General features: G+C 63.2%; 15 protein-coding genes. 9 read left to right on the top strand and 6 right to left on the bottom strand.

Going from position 1 to position 17,265, the window contains the following annotated elements; all coding sequences use genetic code 11:
* Positions 1 to 259: 259 nt before the first annotated feature.
* The 4 genes from ACP7EW_RS28600 (at position 260) to ACP7EW_RS28585 (ending at position 4,396) form a co-directional block, all read left to right on the top strand.
* Entirely contained in the window at positions 260 to 850 is a 591-nt protein-coding gene (locus tag ACP7EW_RS28600) for an antibiotic biosynthesis monooxygenase (RefSeq protein ID WP_426221487.1), read from the top strand.
* A complete protein-coding gene (locus ACP7EW_RS28595) occupies positions 847 to 2,685 on the top strand; it encodes an amidohydrolase (protein WP_426221485.1) in 1,839 nt (612 codons plus the stop codon). Before ACP7EW_RS28600 ends, ACP7EW_RS28595 begins: the two co-directional genes overlap by 4 nt.
* A 28-nt stretch (positions 2,686 to 2,713) precedes the next feature.
* Positions 2,714 to 3,331, top strand: a complete 618-nt coding sequence (gene ycaC, locus ACP7EW_RS28590) for an isochorismate family cysteine hydrolase YcaC (RefSeq protein WP_257782430.1) — start codon at positions 2,714 to 2,716, stop codon at positions 3,329 to 3,331.
* Between the two features lie 183 nt (positions 3,332 to 3,514).
* Complete coding sequence (locus tag ACP7EW_RS28585) at positions 3,515 to 4,396, top strand: LysR family transcriptional regulator (protein WP_426221482.1); 882 nt, start codon at positions 3,515 to 3,517, stop codon at positions 4,394 to 4,396.
* Here ACP7EW_RS28585 and ACP7EW_RS28580 read toward each other — a convergent pair.
* Positions 4,383 to 5,420: an AraC family transcriptional regulator gene (locus ACP7EW_RS28580; RefSeq protein WP_033897154.1), complete on the bottom strand. Its 1,038-nt coding sequence runs from the start codon at positions 5,418 to 5,420 to the stop codon at positions 4,383 to 4,385. The genes ACP7EW_RS28585 and ACP7EW_RS28580 overlap by 14 nt on opposite strands.
* Before the next feature lies 1 nt (position 5,421).
* A complete protein-coding gene (locus ACP7EW_RS28575) occupies positions 5,422 to 6,336 on the bottom strand; it encodes a GGDEF domain-containing protein (protein ID WP_426221480.1) in 915 nt (304 codons plus the stop codon).
* Between the two features lie 389 nt (positions 6,337 to 6,725).
* On the opposite strand from ACP7EW_RS28575, the gene ACP7EW_RS28570 reads away from it, so the two are divergent.
* From ACP7EW_RS28570 to ACP7EW_RS28550, 5 genes are read left to right on the top strand one after another with little or no spacing between them, the layout of a single operon-like run.
* Positions 6,726 to 9,239, top strand: coding sequence for a TonB-dependent receptor (locus ACP7EW_RS28570; RefSeq protein ID WP_426221478.1), 2,514 nt, complete (start codon positions 6,726 to 6,728; stop codon positions 9,237 to 9,239).
* Between the two features lie 24 nt (positions 9,240 to 9,263).
* Positions 9,264 to 11,129 carry a phytase gene (locus tag ACP7EW_RS28565; protein WP_426221476.1) on the top strand — a complete coding sequence of 622 codons (1,866 nt, stop codon included), beginning with the start codon at positions 9,264 to 9,266 and terminating at the stop codon, positions 11,127 to 11,129.
* A gap of 47 nt (positions 11,130 to 11,176) precedes the next feature.
* Positions 11,177 to 11,869, top strand: coding sequence for a protein TolQ (tolQ, locus tag ACP7EW_RS28560; RefSeq protein ID WP_038846126.1), 693 nt, complete (start codon positions 11,177 to 11,179; stop codon positions 11,867 to 11,869).
* 15 nt (positions 11,870 to 11,884) lie between these two features.
* Positions 11,885 to 12,331, top strand: coding sequence for a protein TolR (tolR, locus tag ACP7EW_RS28555; protein ID WP_033897159.1), 447 nt, complete (start codon positions 11,885 to 11,887; stop codon positions 12,329 to 12,331).
* The gene (locus ACP7EW_RS28550; RefSeq protein WP_426221473.1) at positions 12,328 to 13,095 is read left to right on the top strand and encodes a TonB family protein; all 768 of its coding nucleotides are present in this window, start codon (positions 12,328 to 12,330) and stop codon (positions 13,093 to 13,095) included. The genes tolR and ACP7EW_RS28550 overlap by 4 nt, the downstream gene beginning before the upstream one ends.
* A gap of 7 nt (positions 13,096 to 13,102) precedes the next feature.
* On the opposite strand, the gene ACP7EW_RS28545 is transcribed toward ACP7EW_RS28550, so the two are convergent.
* Genes ACP7EW_RS28545 through ACP7EW_RS28530 form a run of 4 tightly spaced genes read right to left on the bottom strand, consistent with a single transcriptional unit; the run spans position 13,103 to position 17,259 of the window.
* Complete coding sequence (locus tag ACP7EW_RS28545; protein WP_426221471.1) at positions 13,103 to 14,044, bottom strand: D-isomer specific 2-hydroxyacid dehydrogenase family protein; 942 nt, start codon at positions 14,042 to 14,044, stop codon at positions 13,103 to 13,105.
* Positions 14,041 to 15,219: an acyl-CoA dehydrogenase family protein gene (locus tag ACP7EW_RS28540; RefSeq protein WP_426221469.1), complete on the bottom strand. Its 1,179-nt coding sequence runs from the start codon at positions 15,217 to 15,219 to the stop codon at positions 14,041 to 14,043. The genes ACP7EW_RS28545 and ACP7EW_RS28540 overlap by 4 nt, the downstream gene beginning before the upstream one ends.
* Before the next feature lie 10 nt (positions 15,220 to 15,229).
* Positions 15,230 to 15,913, bottom strand: coding sequence for a peroxiredoxin-like family protein (locus ACP7EW_RS28535; protein WP_426221467.1), 684 nt, complete (start codon positions 15,911 to 15,913; stop codon positions 15,230 to 15,232).
* On the bottom strand, positions 15,910 to 17,259 hold the full coding sequence (locus tag ACP7EW_RS28530) for an LLM class flavin-dependent oxidoreductase (RefSeq protein WP_426221465.1): 1,350 nt from the start codon (positions 17,257 to 17,259) through the stop codon (positions 15,910 to 15,912). The genes ACP7EW_RS28535 and ACP7EW_RS28530 overlap by 4 nt, the downstream gene beginning before the upstream one ends.
* Between the last annotated feature and the right edge of the window lie 6 nt (positions 17,260 to 17,265).

Here is a 17,265-nt window from a genome sequence, read left to right as displayed (position 1 = left end):
CGCGTGGCGGCGGCCCCCCAAATCACTGTCGGATTACGGGCATACCGAGCCTAGGCGAGGTACCGAGTGTTGGGGCAAGAGCCCTTTGGTTACTTTGGGGCTTTTCCAAAGTGACCCGCCGTAAGGGCGGAACCAATATCAGCCGTTACCCAAATAACGGATATGTACCCAACCCCAAACAGCACGTACATCCAATTTTCCCCACCCCAACCCCCGCAAACTCCCTCATCGCTGAAACATCAAGGCAGAGGGACACCCCATGGACCCAGCAACAAAACCAGCCCCCGACGAAGTCGTCACCCTGGTGGTCAAACACCTGATCAAACCAGGTCGAGAAACCGACTACGAAGCCTGGCTACGCCGCATCGTACGCATCGCCGGCGACCGCCCAGGCCACCTCGGTGTCGACGTAGTGCGCGGCAAGCAAGGCAACCTGGCGCTGTTCACCTGCGTATTACGCTACCGCTCCACCGACGACCTGGAAACCTGGCTCGACTCCCCTGAGCGCAAAACCCTGATCGCCGAAGCCACCCCCATGCTCGCCGAGGGTGACAACACCGAAGTCGGTGCGGTCAACGAATTCTGGTTCAACCCCATAACCGAAAACGCCGCCAAGCCGCCACGCTGGAAGCAGGCCGTGGTCACCCTGTTCGTGATCCTGCCGCTGACCCTGCTGGTGCCGATCATCTGGGGCCCGGTACTGCGTCTGCACCCGTTCCTCTCCCATTACGTGGTCGCCACCTTCCTGATCACCCTGACCATCGTGTTGCTGGTGGTTTACCTGTTGATGCCGGCCGCCACCCGCCTGTTCGCCCCCTGGCTTGAAGCCTCTGCAAAGGAAACCCTATGAACGCCGATCTGATTCTGTTCAATGGCCAGTTCCACACCGTGGACCGTGAAAACCCCCGTGCTACTGCCGTCGCCATTCACCAGGGGCGCTTCGTCTCCGTGGGCACCGACGGTGAAGCCATGGCCCTGCGCGGCAGTGGCACCCAGGTCATCGACCTCAAGGGCCGCACCGTCATCCCCGGCCTCAACGACTCGCACCTGCACCTGATCCGTGGCGGTCTGAACTACAACCTGGAACTGCGTTGGGAAGGCGTGCCCTCACTGGCCGATGCCTTGCGCATGCTCAAGGACCAGGCGGATCGCACGCCCACGCCGCAATGGGTCCGCGTGGTCGGTGGCTGGAACGAGTTCCAGTTCGCCGAAAAACGCATGCCCACCCTGGAAGAGCTCAACCAGGCCGCACCGGACACCCCGGTGTTCGTGCTGCACCTGTACGACCGTGCCTTGCTCAACCGCGCCGCGCTGCGTGTGGCTGGCTACACCAAGGACACGCCGAACCCGCCGGGCGGCGAGATCGTGCGGGATAGCAACGGCAATCCCACCGGCATGCTGGTGGCGCGTCCCAACGCGATGATCCTGTATTCGACCCTGGCCAAAGGTCCCAAACTGCCCCTGGAGTATCAGGTCAACTCGACCCGCCAGTTCATGCGTGAACTCAATCGCCTGGGCCTGACCAGCGCCATCGATGCCGGCGGTGGTTTCCAGAACTACCCCGATGACTACGCGGTGATCGAGCAGTTGGCCAAGGACGAACAGTTGACGGTGCGCATCGCCTACAACCTGTTCACCCAGAAGCCCAAGGAAGAACTCAGCGACTTCAAGAACTGGACCGGCAGTGTCACCCTGCACCAGGGCGATGACTACCTGCGCCACAACGGCGCGGGCGAGATGCTGGTGTTCTCGGCGGCGGATTTCGAGGACTTTCTGGAGCCGCGTCCGGACCTGCCGTTGACCATGGAGCAGGAACTGGAACCGGTGGTACGCCACCTGGTGGAGCAGCGCTGGCCGTTCCGTTTGCACGCGACCTATGACGAGTCCATCTCGCGCATGCTCGACGTGTTCGAGAAGGTCAACCGCGACATTCCGTTCAATGGCTTGCCGTGGTTCTTCGACCACGCTGAAACCATCACACCGAAAAATATCGAGCGGGTGCGTGCCCTCGGCGGTGGCATTGCGATCCAGGACCGCATGGCGTTCCAGGGCGAGTACTTCGTCGAGCGTTACGGCGCCAAGGCGGCCGAAGCCACGCCGCCGATCAAGCGCATGCTTGCCGAAGGCGTGCCGGTCGGCGCGGGCACTGATGCGACGCGGGTGTCGAGCTACAACCCGTGGACTTCGCTGTACTGGATGGTCAGCGGTCGCACCGTTGGCGGCCTGGAGCTGCACGCCGAAGGCCTGCCGCGCCTCACTGCGTTGGAACTGTTCACCCATGGCAGCGCCTGGTTCTCGTCCGAGCAGGGCAAGAAGGGCCAGATCAAGGTCGGTCAACTGGCGGACGTGGCCGCGCTGTCGGCAGACTTCTTCAGTGTCGATGAAGAAGTCATCAAGTGGATCGAATCGGTACTCACCGTAGTCGGCGGCAAGGTGGTCTACGGCGCCGGTGACTTCGAAGATTTCGCACCGCCCCGCGTGCCGGTGCTGCCGGACTGGTCGCCGGTGGTCAAGGTGCCGGGTCACTGGCGCCCGAGTTCGCCGTTGCAGGCTCAAGTTCACCAATGCAGCGGCCCGTGCGGCGTGCATGCCCACGGCCACGAAAAAGCGCGGCTCTCCAGCGTGCCGGTCAGCGACTTCCAGGGATTCTGGGGTGCGTTTGGCTGTTCGTGCTTTGCTTTCTGATTTCCCATCCCCCGTAAGGAGTTGAACCATGGCTAGCCCTCGTTTGAACAAAGATGACGCCGTTGTACTGTTGGTCGACCACCAGACTGGCCTGATCTCCCTGGTACAGGATTTCTCACCCAACGAATTCAAGAACAACGTCCTGGCCCTCGCCGATGTGGCGAAGTTCTTCAACCTGCCGACCATCCTCACCACCAGCTTCGAAAGCGGTCCCAACGGCCCACTGGTGCCCGAGCTCAAAGAGCTGTTCCCGGACGCGCCGTACATCGCCCGCCCTGGCCAGATCAACGCCTGGGACAACGAAGATTTCGTCAAGGCCGTCAAGGCCACCGGCCGCAAGCAGATCATCATCGCCGGTGTGGTGACGGACGTGTGCGTCGCGTTCCCGACCTTGTGCGCCCTGGAGGAAGGCTTTGACGTGTTCGTGGTCACCGATGCCTCGGGCACCTTCAACGAAACCGTGCAACAGGCGGCCTGGGCACGCATGACCGCCGCCGGTGCGCAACTGGTGAACTGGTTCGCGGTTGCTTGCGAATTGCAGCGCGACTGGCGCAACGACATGGAAGGCCTGGCCAACCTGCTGTCGCCGCGCATTCCCAACTACCGCAACCTGATGAACAGCTACTCGGCGTTTACCGCCAAGTAAGCTGCTCTCAGCACACCGCAATACCCTTGTGGGAGCGGGCTTGCTCGCGAATACGGAGTGTCAGTCGGCAGATTCGTTGACTGATCCACCGCATTCGCGAGCAAGCCCGCTCCCACATTTTTGGTTTGTGGTGTTACGACTTACCGGTTATACAACCGCATAAATGTCCACCGAGAAGCGACAATGAACCCCTTCGAAGACATGCGCCTGTTCTGCCAGGTCATGGAATCCGGCAGTTTCACTGCCGCCGCCGAACAGTTGGGCCTGTCCAAGCAGTTCGTCAGCCGCCGCCTGATCCAGCTGGAAGACCGCCTCGGCGTGCGTCTGCTCAACCGCTCCACGCGCCGTCTTGATGTCACGCCACTCGGCCAGAGTTACTACGAGTCCGCCTTGCGTCTGCTCGGTGAAGTCGAGCAAGTGGAGCAGGGCATCGCCGGGCAGAACAGCGAGCCTCGCGGCACTATTCGCCTCAGCGCGCCGTTGTCGTTTGCCATGGCCCACCTTGGCTGCCTGTTGCCGCTGTTCCTGCAGCGCCATCCCCAAGTCTCGGTGGAGGTCGACTTGAGCGACCGCCCCGTGGACCTGATCGGCGAAGGCTACGACCTGGTGCTGCGCATCGGCACCCTGGAAGATTCCACCTTGATTGCCCGGCGTATCGCCAGCATCCCACGGGTGTACTGTGCCAGCCCCGACTACCTGGCCCTGCGCGGTACGCCGCAAAAACCGGAAGACCTTGCCGACCACGACTGCCTGCCCTACGGCCATGGCCGCCAGGTGCAATGGCGTTTCAAGGGTAAGGTGCAGGCGCTGAATGTGAGCGGGCGTATGCGCGTGAACAACGGCGACTTGCTGCGCGACACCGCCATCGCCGGCTTGGGTGTGACCTACCTGCCGACGTTTATCGTCGGCGATGCCTTGAAGGATGGCCGCCTGGTCACCGTCCTCGACGAGTTCGCCCCCGAAGCACTGACCTTGTCGGCGGTGTACCCGCAACACCGGCAAAGCTCGCGGCCGGTGCAGGCGCTGGTGGAGTTCCTGCGTGAACGCCTGGCTAGCGGCTGTTGAACAGCTGGCGGATCAGGTTGGGCGTGCTGCCGGTCCAGCGCTTGAATGAGCGGCGAAAGTTCGCCGCGTCGTTGAAGTTAAGGTACGCCGCCACTTCGTCATTGCTGTAGCCCTTGACCTGATACAGGTGCAGCGCCACTTGTTTGCGCACACGGTCGACCTGCTGCTGAAAACCGGTGTCGTGCTTGTGCAGCTTGCGCTTGAGGGTCGCCGGGCTCATGGCGAAAGCGTGCGCGGCGTGTTCCAGGCTCGGCGGCTGGCGCACCTGCTCGCGCAGGTAGTCGTAGAGACAATCCAGAAAACTGCCGGTGAAACCCAGCTGTTCGATCTGCTCGCGCGCTTGTTGGCGCGCCACCTGGCCGGCGGTGGCCGAGGCGCCCGGCCAGGCGCGGGTGAGGTATTGGCGGGGGATGCTCAGCATGTCCAGTGGTCGCTCGAAACGCGTGTCTTCCCCCAAGTTCACCCAGTATTGCTCGACATAGCGCGGCTCAGCATGGCTGAAGCTGGCCGTCCATGGCAGGCGCTCGCCACTGAGCCATTGGCTCATGGCAACCAGTGAGGTCATGCTGGCTTCCAGCAAGAAGCGCCAGTGTTCACCGGCACCGCAACTGTCCAGCCAGTACAGGTAGGCGTGGTGCTCATCCAGTTCCAGTTGCAGCGTCACCAACGGGCTGAGCAGCACCTGTTGCTGGATCAGGATGTCGAGTGCCTGGTGCAGGTTCTGTGCATGGCCCAACGCATGACTGGCGGCGCCGTAATAGCCGGGCAACAGGCGTTGGCCAAACAGGAAGCTGCTGTCGTCGGCGTCGAGCAGTTTGCGGCTGTTGCCGATCAAACCGAGGAACTGCTGCGGGCTCAGCCGCGCCGTGCCGGCCAGGATGTCTTCGTGGAACAAGCCGGTGCCGCGCAGCAGGCGGTGGCTGTCGATGTCCCGAGACAGAGCCAGGTCGATCAGCGTGGCCGGTTGGTAGTGCCCAGGAATGAAGCGACTGTCCGCTTCATACCAGCTGGTTTTGACGGCCATCTCAGGCGCTTTTCGCCAGGGGTTGCTTGGCCCTGGCCAGGGCCAGGTTGAGGCGCTTGAGCAAGTCGTGGGGCGGCTCGTCCAGGGCCATGACCACGGCGGTGGTCGCCGCCAGTTGCAGGCGCTCACCGTGCAGCCGGGTCTTGTGGGCCAGGCCGCGCACGGCCTGCTGCAACTCCAGCGCCAGCTCCTTGGCCTGACGCTCGCCGGTGTTGGGCAACAGCACCACAAACCGGTCACCGGCCAGGCGGCACAGCAGGTCCTGGCGGCGCAGGTTGAGCAGTAGCAAATGGCTGAGCGCCTGCAACACCGCATCGCCTTCGGCATGCCCGTAGGCCTGGTTGATGCCGGCGAAGTTGTCCAGGTCCAGGGCCAGCAACGACAGCGGCTGTTGCTGCGCGTGGCTGTCGTGCAGGCTGTCGGCCAACTGGCGCTTGAGGTAGTCGGCGCCGGCCAGCGGCGTGAGTTTGTCGAACAGCCGATGTTCGCGGAACAACCGCTCGCGCTTTTCCATCTGCGCGCTGATCGCCAGTTGTTCGCGGTGCCAGTGGTAGATGCCGATGGTCAGCAGGATCATGCCCACCGGCATCGGCCCGGACTCCAGCCAGTGATCCCAGGTGATGCTGTCGGGCAGGCGGATGAACTCATCGAGGCTGTCGATCCACCAGGAGAAAAATATGCACGACAGGCCCAGCGCCAGGTAGTTGGTGACACGCCCGGCAGGGCGGCTTTTCAGCACCAGGCCTAGCCACACCAACGCCAACAGCGCAGAGCCGCCTTCGCCGAAGATATCCAGCCACACCCATTCGCTGAAGCTCTTAAGCTCGCCACAGGCCAAGTGCAGGATCAGCCCGAGGTTGGCGGCGACCAGCAACAGAGAGAGTTTCCAGCGGTGGGGTTTGAGCACGGAAAACATGGCCGCGAGTCCTTGGGCAAAAAAGCGATGGGCGCCAGCACAGCAGATGGATGTGACGGTTGCGTGACGGTGGGGAGGGGTCGAATCAGCTCATGGCATACACACAATCTCCTGCCAAACACAAAACAAATGTGGGAGCGGGCTTGCTCGCGAATACGGTGGATCAGCCACACATGTGCTAGCTGCAATATCGCATTCGCGAGCAAGCCCGCTCCCACATTTTGATCGAGGTCAATTCAGCTCATTTGTTCGCTTAAAACCGCTCAAAACCCCGGTTTACGGGGTTTGCAGGCGCCCCCTGTCACAGAACCGTCATCCCCCACCCCTAGCGTGCCCTCCCAGTTGCCGGGCCTCTTGCCTGGCGCCAATGGATTCTTGGGGAGGATTGCATGTACAAGCGCACCGGGCTCGTCGGCTTCACGCTTACTGCCTTGGCCCTGGCGATGGCCAGCGAGCGGCTTTGGGCGGCCGACGTGGCCAACACCGAGCACGTCGAAGTGGTCGGCCAGGCGGCAGCCATTGATCAGGCGCTCAAGGAGCAACGCAGCGCCGACAGCATCAAGAGCGTGGTGCATGCCGACGGCGTGGCCCAGTTGCCGGATGAAAACGTCGCGGAAGCGGCGCAGCGCCTGCCGGGTATCAGCGTGGAGCGCGACCAGGGCGAAGGGCGTTTTGTCAGCGTGCGCGGCCTCGGCCCGGACCTCAACAGCGTGACCATCAACGGCACCCTGGTGCCCGCCCCGGAAAGCGCACGCCGCGCGGTGGCCCTCGATGTGTTGCCCTCGGAACTGGTGCAGTCGCTGTCGGTGATCAAGACCCTCACCCCGGACATGGACGCCAACTCCCTGGGCGGCACCGTCGATGTGCAAAGCCTGTCGGCCTTCGACCACAAGGGCCTGTTCTACACCGGCAGCACCGAGGCCAGCTACGACAAGAACACAAGCCAGACCAGCCCCAAGTTTTCCGGCGCCGCCAGTAACCGTTTCAGCCTCGGCGACGGTATCGACAACTTCGGCGTGGCCGCCGCGCTGAGTTGGCAGAAGCGTGACTTTGGCTCGGACAACGTCGAAACCGGCGGCGCCTGGGATTTCACCAATGGCGCCAAGCTCAATGAATTCGAGCAGCGCGACTACGACATCAGCCGCGAACGTGCCGGTGGCGGCCTGAACTTCGACTACAAGCCCGATGACCTCAGCAGCTACTACCTGCGCACCCTCTACAGCCGCTACAAAGACACCGAGACCCGCAACGCCACCAGCCTCGAATTTGCCGACCCCCTAGCGCCCGGCGAGCTGGGCGATGCCGAGGCCAAGCGCAAGCTGAAGAACCGCGAAGAAACCCAGGAGATTCAGTCCTACGTATTCGGCGGCGAGCGCATGCTCGGCCTGTGGACCCTGAGCGGCCAGGCCGGCTACAGCCAGTCCAGCGAAGACAGCCCGGCGCACATCGCCGGTGCCACCTTCGACGGCGGCGACTTTGCCAACAGCGGCTTCTACGACAAGGACAAGCCACGCCCGATCATCGGCAGCGGTTTCTACGACGCGCGCAACTTCACCCTCGACAAGGTCGACTGGGAAAAACAGAACACTAAAGACACCGAGAAAAACCTGCGCCTGGACCTGGCCCGCGACTACGACCTGAGCGGCTATGCCTCCCAGGTGAAGTTCGGCGGCAAGGTCAGTCGTCGCAACAAGGACAACGACCTGGAAGCCTGGGTCTACAAAGACTTCGACACCCTCGGTTTTACCGCCGACCAGCTCAACCTCAGCCAGTTCCAGAAAGGCAACGTCGACTATCGCCTGGGCAACTACGGGCCGGGCATCAGCCCCAGCAGCATCAAGCAGCTGATCGGCAGCCTCAACGCTGCGGACTTCTATGACGAGACCGAGTCCCGGGTCAACGACTTCACCATCCGTGAAGACATCAACGCCGGCTACCTGATGAACACCGTTGATATCGACGACTGGCGTTTCATCGCCGGCCTGCGTTACGAGGGCACCGAGTTCGAAGCCAAGGGGACTGGCGCTACCGATGGTGTGTTCACACCTACCGAGACCAAGCGCCGCTATCACCACTGGCTGCCGGGCCTGCATGCGCGCTACCAGATCGACAAGAACACCCAGGTGCGTGCGGCCTGGACCAAATCGGTGGTGCGCCCGACCTTCGGCCAGTTGGCGCCGGGGTTCGTGATCGACGATGACGAAGCCACTTTTGGCAACCCGGACCTCAAGCCCCTGGAATCGAGCAACCTGGACCTGGGCATCGAACATTTCATGGGCCGCGCCGGCACCGTATCGGCATTCGTGTTCTACAAGGACATCAAGAACTTCGTCTACAACACCGACCTGGCCGGCACCGGGGCCTGGACCAACTTTTCCGAGGCGCATACCTACGCTAACGGCGACAGCGCCAAGCTCTACGGCCTGGAACTGGCCTACTCACAGAAATTCGATTGGCTGCCGGCACCGTGGAACGGCCTGCTGGTCGGTGCCAACACCACGTTCAGCCGCTCCAGTGCTGACATCGAAGGCTTCGACAGCGCCAGCGGCACGAATCGCAAGCGCAATATCAGCCTGCCCAACCAATCGGACACCGTCGGTAACCTGATGCTGGGTTGGGAAAACGACAAGCTCAGCCTGCGTCTCTCGGCCAACTACAAATCGGCCTACCTCTTTGAGCTGGCCTCGATCAACGACAAGGCCCACGACCTGCATGTCGACGCCCAGACCTTCGTCGATTTCAGCGCGCGCTATTCGCTGACCAAGAACCTGCAAGTCAGCTTCGAGGTCCAGAACCTTACCGATGAGTCCTACTTCGTCTACACCGGCCACCGCAGCTACAACGGCCAGTACGAAGAGTATGGCCCGACCTACAAGCTGGGCCTGACCTTCACCCATTTCTGATTGCCCCAAGGATTTTGATTGTTCATGAGAATTTCCAAGCTGTACCTGCTGATCGCGTTGGCCGCTTGCTCGCCGGTCATGGCCGCTGACCTGGCGCTGACTCCTTGGGCGCCGAGCCTGAATGCGCAGGCGGTGGCTTTTCTGCCGGGTCGCACTGAACGCGTGGCCACCAGCACCCGCGACGGCCTGCAACTGCTCGACCATCAAGGTGCTGAACTGGCCCGCTTCAAAGGCAATTTCAGCAGCCTCGACACCCGCGGCGCCGGTGCCCAGGTGCTGGTGGCCAGCCTCGACAACGACCGCCAGCAGGCGCTGTTGGTGAGCCTTGATGCCGCGAGCAAGACCTTTGGCAAACCGCTGTATCTGCCCACCCGCGACTACCCGGTCAATGGCCTGTGCCTGTTCCGCGACGCAGCCGCCAACCTGTTTGTATTCCTGGTGGGGGAAGAGGGCAAGGGCGAGCAATGGCTGGTAGGCAACGGTTCGACGTTGTTAGGCGAGCCTCAGCGCGTGCGCGGTTTGCCATTGCCGCCGTCGGCACAGTTCTGCCAGGTGGATGATGCGACCCAGCAGTTGCTGGTCAATGAAGAAAACGTCGGCTGGTGGGCCTACCCGGCGCACCCCGAGGCGGAGGTGAAACGCACGCCGGTGGCACTGTTCGACAACCCCAAACGCGAGGCCGGCGCCATGGCGCTGGTGCCGGGCGGGGTGGTGACGCTGGATCCTAAGACGGCCCAACTGCATCTGTTCCAGCAAACCGGCGAGCGCTGGGTCGAACAGGGCAGCCTGACGCTGCCAGGCTTGAAAGAGCCGGAGCAACTGAGCGTCAACGGCCAGCACGTGCTGGTGCGGGATGACGACACCGGCAGGCTCTACCAGGGCAAACTCGACTGGAAGGCAACGCCTGTGGCCGCCGAGCCGGTAGTGCCGGAAGTCGCTGCCCTGCGCCAGACCGACCCGGTCGGTCGCCAGGGGGATGCGGCGGATGACCCGGCGATCTGGATTCACCCCGAACAACCGGCCAAAAGCCGCGTGCTCGGCACCAACAAAAAGCAGGGCCTGCTGGCCTATGACCTCGACGGCAAGCTGCTGCAGGAACTGGCGGTCGGCCGCCTGAATAACGTCGATGTGCGCCCCAACTTCAAGCTCGGCGCGCACACAGTCGACCTGGCCGTGGCGAGCAATCGCGATCACAACAGCCTGAGCCTGTTCAGCATCGACCGCCAGAGCGGCGAACTGCGCGAAGCCGGTGAAGTGCCGACGCCGCTCAAGGAAATCTACGGCATCTGCCTGTTCCAGCCTGCCAGCGGTGAGATCTACGCGATCGCCAATGGCAAGGACGGCACCTTCCTGCAATACCGCCTGAGTGCGCCGGACGGCCGAGTGCAGGGCGAGTTGGTGCGCCAGTTCAAAGTCGACAGCCAACCCGAGGGCTGCGTGGCCGATGACCAGCGCCAGCGCCTGTTCATTGGTGAAGAAGACGTCGGCGTCTGGGCGGTGGATGCCCGTGCTGACCAACCGGCCACGCTCACCAGCGTGATCAAGGTCGGCCCGCAGTTGCATGCGGATGTCGAGGGCCTGGCGCTCTACCAGAGCCATGAACGCGACTACCTGGTGGTCTCCAGCCAAGGCAATGACAGCTACCTGGTGCTGGATGCCGAGCCACCGTTCGCCACCCACGGCGCCTTCCGTGTCGGCCTGAATGCGGCAGCGGGGATTGATGGTGCTTCGGAAACCGACGGCCTGGAAGTCACCGCCATCAACCTCGGCGGACCCTGGAGCAAGGGCCTGCTGGTGGTGCAGGACGGCCGCAAGCGCATGCCCGAGCAGACCCAGAACTTCAAGTTCGTGCCGTGGGCCGACGTGACCCGCGCACTGAAATTGCCGTGAGTCGTCATCACCCGGTCATCACTTTTTAATCGAATAGGGAACCCACTATGCACGCGACGATGGAACATATGACGATCTGGGGTTTGATCAGTGACGCCAGCCTGTTGGTCAAGGCGGTGATGGTGACGTTGCTGCTGGCCTCCTTGCTCAGCTGGTACCTGATCATCCAGCGCGCCAGTGTGTTGCGCCGCCTGGAGCGCCAGTTGAAGGGTTTTGTGCTGCGCTTTCGTAGCGCTGCGGACTTGCAGCCGCTGTACCGCGAAACCGTGCAGGCGGGCGAGGGCGGCATTGCGCCGATCTTTATCGCGGGGGTGCAGGAATACCAGCACCTGCAGGGCCACGATCCGGCCGTGCTGGAAGGGGTCGAGCGCGCGTTGCAGGTGGCGATCACCGAGCAGGAAATCGAGCTGGAAAAGGGCCTGCAATTTCTGGCGACCGTGGGTTCGGTGAGCCCCTACATCGGCCTGTTCGGCACGGTGTGGGGCATCATGAATTCCTTTATCGGCTTGTCCCAAGTGCAGCAGGCCACGCTGTCCACCGTGGCGCCGGGCATCGCTGAAGCACTGATCGCCACCGCCATTGGCTTGTTTGCGGCCATCCCGGCGGTGATTGCCTACAACCGTTTCGCCGCACGTGGCCAGACCCTGCTGACCCGCTACTACGCCTTCGGCAACGAGCTGCAAGTGCGCCTGCACCGCACCCTGCGTGGTACGCCGATCAACCTGGCCGTGGCCGCCTGAGCAAGGAGCAAACCGATGTTGACCAGGCCGCAACGCAAGCACGGGCCCAAGGCCGAGATGAACGTGGTGCCTTACATCGACGTGATGCTGGTGCTGCTGGTGATCTTCATGGTCACCGCGCCGATGCTGACCCAAGGCGTAAAAATCGAGCTGCCCAAGGTCGCCGCCGAGGCCCTGGCCACCGACACCCGCCAACAGATCCTCACGCTATCGGTAAAGGCCGACGGCGGCTACTACTGGAACCTGGGCGGCGAACTCGACACCACCCACCAGACCGACAGCGCCGTGACCCTCGACGAAATGGGCGCCAAGGTCATGCAGGTGGTGGCGGCGCGCAGTGACACCCAGGTGTATATCCGCGCCGACGACAACGCGGGCTACGGCCGGGTCGTGGCGGCCATGGCGGTGTTGCAGAAGGGCGGTGTCAGCCATCTGGGGTTGGTGACCGAGGCCCCGCAATGACGGCGATGATCATGCACAGTCCGATGCTGGCGGTAGCACCTGGGGAGCCTTCCGGGTTCTGGAGAAACAGCGTGGCGGCCAGCCTCGCGGTGGCGCTGCATGTGGGCGTCCTGGCGGCGCTGATGCTGGGCGGGTCGACAGATAGACCGCCGATGGAAGCGCCGAGGGTGATGCATACCCAGTTGGTGATGATGCCGCCAGCGCCGACGCCAGCTCCCGTGCCTGAGCCTGTGGCCGTCGCAGCGCCTGCGCCGGAGCCTGTGGTCGTTCCCGTGCCGGCGAAACCGGTGATCGATCCACAGATCCAGGCACAAAAGCTGGAAAAAGCCGCGTTGGCGCGCAAGCGGGTCGAGGAAAAGAAGCTGGAACAGCAACAGGAGCGCCTGGCCACTGAACAGCGCAATCGCGAGCTGGAACAGCAGCGCCTGGCCCAGGAGCGCCTCGCTGCGGAACACGTGCGCCCCGCAGCACCGGCCGCCGCGCCGGCCTTCGACAGCCGCCAGTACCAACCCTTGAGCAAAGAGGCGCCGGACTATCCGGAGCGTGCCCTGGACAAAAACATCGAAGGCGATTGTTCGGTGGAGTACACCGTCAACACCCAAGGGCGTGTCGAAAACCCCAAGGTGCTGGACGGCTGCCATCCGCTGTTCATGCGGCCCTCACTGGCGGCGGCGAATACCTTTCGCTACCAGCCGAGGATCGTCGATGGAAAGCCCGTGCCGGTGCCGGCAGTGCGCAATACCTTCCACTACCGCATCAAGTAGACGGCGATCAATTGGCGCGGTTGTAGAGCTCAACATTGGCCACATACCGCTCCAGATTCGCCAAGAACGTCTCGGCAATCTCCTCTTTGCTGTTGGTCGAAATGGCCGAGGTATGCGGTGACAACCGCACACGCGGATGGGTGTACAACGGGTGCCCATCCGGCAGCGGCTCCGGCTCGGTCACATCCAGCGATGCCAGCCCGATCTGCCCATTGTCCAGCGCTTCCAGCAGGGCCTCCTGATCCAGCAACCCACCCCGCGCGATGTTGATCAGGTGCAACCCCGGCTTGGCGCTGCCCAGCACGTCACGGTTGATGAGCTGCCGCGTGGACTCGGTCAGCGGTGCCGCCACCACCAGGTGATCGGCGCGGGCGAATAGGTCGTGGATGTCGTTGGCAGCTTCTACGCCCGCGCTGAACGGCGCCTGGCTTTGGCGCAGCGCTACGACCTTGATCCCCAGGGCCAGGGCTTTTTGCGCGAGGCGTTCGCCTATCGCACCAAACCCCAGGATGCCCAGGGTGGAGCCCTTCAATGGACGCAACGCGGTGAAATTCCACTGCGAATCCTTTACCCAGATGCCCGGCAAATGCTTGGAGGCGGCAAAGATCGCGGCCAAGGCAAACTCGGCCAGGTTGTCAGCGGCACTGCCACGGGAGGTGGTCACCGGCGGGCCGTTGAACAGCCATTGCGGGTAGAAATCGATGCCCGACGACACCAGGTGCACCCATTGCGTGCCGTACGGCCAGCCCGGTGGCGGGGTGTCCGGCGCGGTGTAGCCGCGCACATTGATCGGGCGCAGCAGCAGGATATTCGCCTGGGGCGGCAGGTCGCTCGGTACGCCAACGGGCACGCCGATCACCTGGGCCTCGGGATGGATCTTTGCCAGGCGGTCGCGAATCACTTCATTGAAATCTTCATCCAGTTGGCTGGCGATAATCACCTGACTCATGTGCGTTCCTTCTGGCGTTGGGCGAAGACGGCCTTGCCGACGCCTTGCAATACGGCGTCGTTCTGTGGGGTATGTACGCGGCTGCACAGCACGTCGCGGTAATGCCGTTGCAACGGGCTATGGCGCGACAGGCCGGGGTTGCCTGAGGCTTCGATGGCCAGCTCCACGGCGCGAATCGCATTGTGGGTCACCAGGTACTTCAACTGCGCCGCATGGGCGGCGGGGGTGTGGCCTTCGGCGGCAGCGTCGAGCAGGCTGCGGTTGGCGAACAGCAGGGTGTCGATATGGCCGACGGTTTCCTGGAAGCGCGGCAGGGTCGACAGGGCAGCACCGAGGTTGGACGGCGCGCGTTCTTCCAGCCAGTTCACCAGCCAGTCCCGCGCAGCCTGGGCTACGGCGTCGTATACCGAGGACAACAACACCGACATCCACAGGAAACCTTCGCCATCCAGCTCCGGCGACGGCGCGCTCCAGGGGCTGACGCTGACGGCGTGGTCCAGCGGCACCAGCACGTTGTCGAGCACCACTTCATGGCTACAGGTGGCGCGCATGCCCAGGTGGTCCCAGGTGTCGATGATGGTCACGCCGGGACTGTCCTTGGGCACCAGCCAGGCGCCAACCAGGGGGTCGGCATCGTCACTGCGGCCCCACACGCTGAACCAGCTAAGGCCGTGGCTGCCGGTGGAGTAGATCTTGCGGCCGCTGATGCGCCAACCCTCGGCGGTGCGCACCGCAGTGGTCGCCGGCAGGCCGCCACGGGCCGGGGTGCCAAGGTCGGGTTCGACGCGCAGGGCGTTGATCAGTGCGCCGTTGCGCACGGCGTCTTCGGCCACTTGGGTGCGCAGGTGGGCGGGCCAGGTCTTGCTGTCTTGCAGGCGTGTATGTTGCAGGTACTGCATCACCAGGATCAGCGCGGTGGACGGTTCGCCCTTGGCAATCGCACTGATGGCCTTGCGCGCCTGGGGCAGGCTGGCACCGCCGCCGCCCAGAGCCTTGGGCACGGTGAGGGCGACCAGGCCATGCTGGTGCAGTAACTGGAAGTTGGCATGGGGGAAGGCGCCGCTTTCGTCATAGACGTGCGCGGTGCGGGCCAGCTCGGTGGTGAGGCGTTCGAGCAAGGCGTCGAAGTGGGCGACTTCCACGGAGCGTAAGGAAGGTTGCGAGGATTGGCTCATGGGGGTGTCCTTAGATCGCGAGTTGCACAGGCTGTTGTGCAAGCAGCCGTTCAACGGCTTGCAACACCGGCTCAGCTTCCGTGCGCACCAACCAATCCGGGCTCACTTCCACAAATGCCACGCTGCCATCCCTGGCAATCACCACCACCGTTGGTTGCGGCAATTCCCAGGTGCCAGTGCCGGTGGTTTCACCAATATGATTGCCTTTGGCCAACGCCGACTTTCGCGACGCTTCATCAAAACTGTAGAGAATCCCCAGGCGTCGGCCGAGGTTGTTGTCGGGGTCACTGGCCACCAGCAACTGCAGGTTGTGACGGGTCTTGATCTCCACCAGGCGCTCCGGCACCTGCGGGCTCACCGCTACCAGCGGCACACCGAGTTCGCGCAAGCGTGGGTAGAGTTGGCGCTCGTAATAGGGCAGGGCGATGTTGCAGGCCGGGCAGCCGGCAAAGCGGAAGAACACCAGCACTGCCGGGCCGTCGGCCAGCAGCAGCTCACGGTTCAACTCGCCGCCTTCTACAGTGAGCAGGTCGAACGGGTCCAGTTCGTCGCCCACCTGTACGTAGTCGTCAGGCCGCGCTTCATCCACCAGGCGCTGGCGCTGGTCGATATTGATCTTCAGCGACTCCGGCGCCCAGGTCGCAACGCGCTCGGCGTGCAGGTCGGCCAACTGACGGTTGAGGGATTCACTCATGCCAGCGCCTCCTGCTGCTCTTCAACCTCGGCGGCGACGCTGTAGCGGTTGACCGGCACCGCCAGGCCCAGGTTGTCGCGCAGGGTCTGGCCACTGTAGTCGGTGCGGAACAGGCCGCGTTGCTGCAACACCGGCACCACCAGCTCGGTGAAGTACTGCAAGCCATCCGGCAGGACCGAATTGATGATGAAACCATCGCTGGCGCCGGTTTCGAACCAGGTCTGGATCGCATCGGCGACTTGCTCCGGGGTGCCGACAAAATCGCGTTTGGGTCGCGAGAAACGCAGGGCCACTTCACGCAGGGTCAGGCCTTCGTCCTTGGCCAGTTGCTTGATGCGGTCGGAACCGCCTTTCTGGCTGTTGGAACCCAGGTCACCGAGTTCCGGGAACGGCGCGTCCAATGGGTACTGGCTGAAGTCGTGGTCGTTGAATGGGCGGCCGAGGGCGACGATCGCATCCTCTACGGTGACCAGGTCCACGGCCTGCTGGTAGCGGCTTTCCACTTCGGCCTCGTCGCGGCCGACAATCGGGCGGATACCCGGCAGGATCGACAGGCTGTTGGCGTCGCGCCCAAAGCCTTTGGCACGGCGCTTCAGGTCTTGGGCATAGGCCAGGCCTTCCTCGATGCTGTCCACATGCACAAAGATCGCGTCGGAGTTTTCTGCGGCGAAGTTGCGGCCATCTTCGGAGGTGCCGGCCTGGAAAATCACCGGCTGGCCCTGACGTGAACGCGCGATATTCAGCGGGCCTTTTACCGAGAAGAACTCGCCCTTGTGGTTCAGCGCATGCAGCTTGCTTGGGGTGAAGAATTCGCCGGATTGCTTGTTGTAGGCAAAGGCGTCGTCTTCCCAGGAATCCCACAGGCCCTTGACCGCGTTCACGTGTTCCTTGGCGATGCGGTAGCGCACCGCATGGGGTGGGTGCTCGGCCTTGCCGAAATTGTCAGCGGTGCCGCTCAGCCACGAGGTGACCACGTTCCAGCCAGCGCGGCCGCCGCTGATATGGTCCAGGGACGAGAACTGGCGCGCCACCTGGTAGGGCTCGGTGTAGCTGACGGTCACGGTCGCCACCAGGCCGATGTGCGTGGTGATCGCTGCGAGCGCCGACAGGATGGTCAGCGGCTCGAAACGGTTGAGGTAATGCGGGCTGGATTTGGCGTGGATATGCAGGCTGTCGGCGATGAACACGAAGTCGAACTTGGCAGCTTCGGCCAGTTCTGTCTGCTGTTTGTAGAAACCAAAACTGGTGCTGGCATTGGGTTGGGCGTTCGGGTGGCGCCATTCGCCCCAGCCGTGACCGACACCGTGGACCATTGCACCCAATTTTAAATGGCGTGGCTTGCTCATGTTCTG

The organism is Pseudomonas sp. DWRC2-2 (assembly GCF_049897885.1).
GTDB classification, from domain to species: Bacteria; Pseudomonadota; Gammaproteobacteria; order Pseudomonadales; family Pseudomonadaceae; genus Aquipseudomonas; species Aquipseudomonas azotoformans_A.
The sequence above is the reverse complement of the archived record's forward strand: the minus strand, read 5'-3'. Positions and strand labels throughout refer to the sequence as shown.